Annotated in this window: 1 protein-coding gene and 1 pseudogene; one reads left to right on the top strand and one right to left on the bottom strand. The window is 43.5% G+C overall.

The annotated features are described in order from the left end of the window. Positions 1–164: pseudogene (locus C9J12_RS29940) on the top strand (ISNCY family transposase); the annotation flags it as partial. A 369-nt stretch (positions 165–533) separates the two neighbouring features. On the opposite strand, the gene C9J12_RS29935 reads toward C9J12_RS29940, so the two are convergent. Continuing rightward, positions 534–1040: a fasciclin domain-containing protein gene (locus C9J12_RS29935; RefSeq protein ID WP_107247100.1), complete on the bottom strand. Its 507-nt coding sequence runs from the start codon at positions 1038–1040 to the stop codon at positions 534–536. Positions 1041–1777 lie beyond the last annotated feature (737 nt).

Below are 1777 nucleotides of genomic sequence, written 5' to 3'. Positions count from 1 at the left end.
GGCCCACACTTGCTCATGAGAAATTGGCTGAAGTTCATGACGTTCATATCTCGTTAGAAACTTTGCGCCAATGGATGATTGCCGATGGCCTTTGGGTGCCGCATGCCAAACGCAAGCCGCGGATTTACCAACCTCGTCACCGTCGTGATTGCCTGGGTGAATTGTGACACTGTCACGAAAGAGGAACAGAAGGCTTATCGCAAGGTTCATCAAGCCAAACAAACCAAGTAAGCACCCTAGCCTTCAAGAATTAAGGTCGCGATAAACGACCTTGATTGAATGCCTATTGCGTTACTAATTGTGATTTTACTTTACGAACAAATCTTCCGTCAGAAAGTAATGAATTAGTACATTAATCCGAATCTGGCATTGATTTTTACTGTAACTTCAATTTGACCAAATGGACTAATTCAGGTTCTATCGTCCACGACTTTGTTGCAGAGCCGACAGCCTATCTGTGCGACTACCTGTAATGATGCCTATACGGTAAAAAGCTTCGCCATAGTGAAGCTTTTTTGTTTCCGGTTGATGATTTACTCGGGGATTAAGACAGTGTCAATAACATGGATAACCCCGTTGCTGGCATTGAGATCACCGGCAATGACTTTAGCGCCGTTAATTGTTACACCATCCTCGCCGTTTTCGATTTGTACTGTTCCTCCATGGACGGTTTCAGGCAGTTTCAGCTTGCTGACTTCTTTTGAGGTGAAAGCCCCGATCAGGATATGGTTTTTGAGCACGGCCTGCAGTTGTTCTTTGTTTTCAGGCTTGAGCAGGTCAGCCAGAGTGCCGGCCGGGAGCTTTGCGAAAGCGTCATCGGTTGGTGCCAGGAGAGTAAAGGGCCCCTTATCTTCGAGAGTGCCAGTCAGGTCGGATGCCCGGATCGCCATGACCAGGGTCTGGAAGTCTTCGTTGGTGGCCGCGACCTCGACTAGGTTTATCTTCTCGCCTTTCTTATAACCTTCTACCGTCAAACTGGATAAGGTAAAAAGGAATAAGGCACTTAGCGAATAAGCAAAAAAGCGTTGGAGTATTTTCATTAGTGAATCCTCTGGGTCTGTTTTGGTGTCATACAGAAGTTCTAATTACGTATGAGAAAACATTGTAGTTAGCAGAGGGAAAAAAGTTGTCTCATAAAAGAAACTTTGGTCGATGATAAAAAATGGACCGCTCAGCACCCCTGAAGACTTATCTGTTTGGGAGCAGTTTTACGCGCTAGCAGCCTAATTGTATCTGGAAATCAATACTTTTGTGCTTTATTTGATGCCCAGACAACGCCAGCCGCGACAAGAAGTGTAATCACTGCTGTGATTTAGTTTTTACATTCATGTTTATTAGCTCTCTGTAGTTACCGATGGTGGTAAAGAGCAGCTATCAAATCAGGTGATTTGATTTAAAGCATACATAAAAAACCCGCGACCTATAGGTTTACGGGCTTTAAAGAATTTGGCCTAACAAACAGAATTTAATGAAGAACTGGCTCAATGACAATAACACCACAAACACATGTAACGATCTCCCGCTCCTCATCGACTAAAAAGTCTTCGTCTTGCCCACACTCTGGACAAGGTTTAAACTCAATGTTAATACCATACATACCGAATCCTTAATTAGCGATACTAGGAAAACTTAATAAACACGCTGCTGTTAAGGGTTCTCTGACTAAAAGAACGGTTTGTCACCAGACTCCTCTGTAACCCTTGGTATCAAAGGGATACAACCAAAATATCGATTTTAAAACCCACCATTGCGCACTAGTTAAGTGGCTGAATTTTAA

Source organism: Photobacterium frigidiphilum, assembly GCF_003025615.1.
In the GTDB taxonomy this organism is placed as follows: Bacteria; Pseudomonadota; Gammaproteobacteria; order Enterobacterales; family Vibrionaceae; genus Photobacterium; species Photobacterium frigidiphilum.
The sequence above is the reverse complement of the archived record's forward strand: the minus strand, read 5'-3'. Positions and strand labels throughout refer to the sequence as shown.

What these genes read in the sequence shown, in the direction of transcription:
- C9J12_RS29935 (WP_107247100.1), bottom strand. Translation starts at nt 1,040, where the DNA reads ATGAAAATACTCCAACGCTTTTTTGCTTATTCGCTAAGTGCCTTATTC.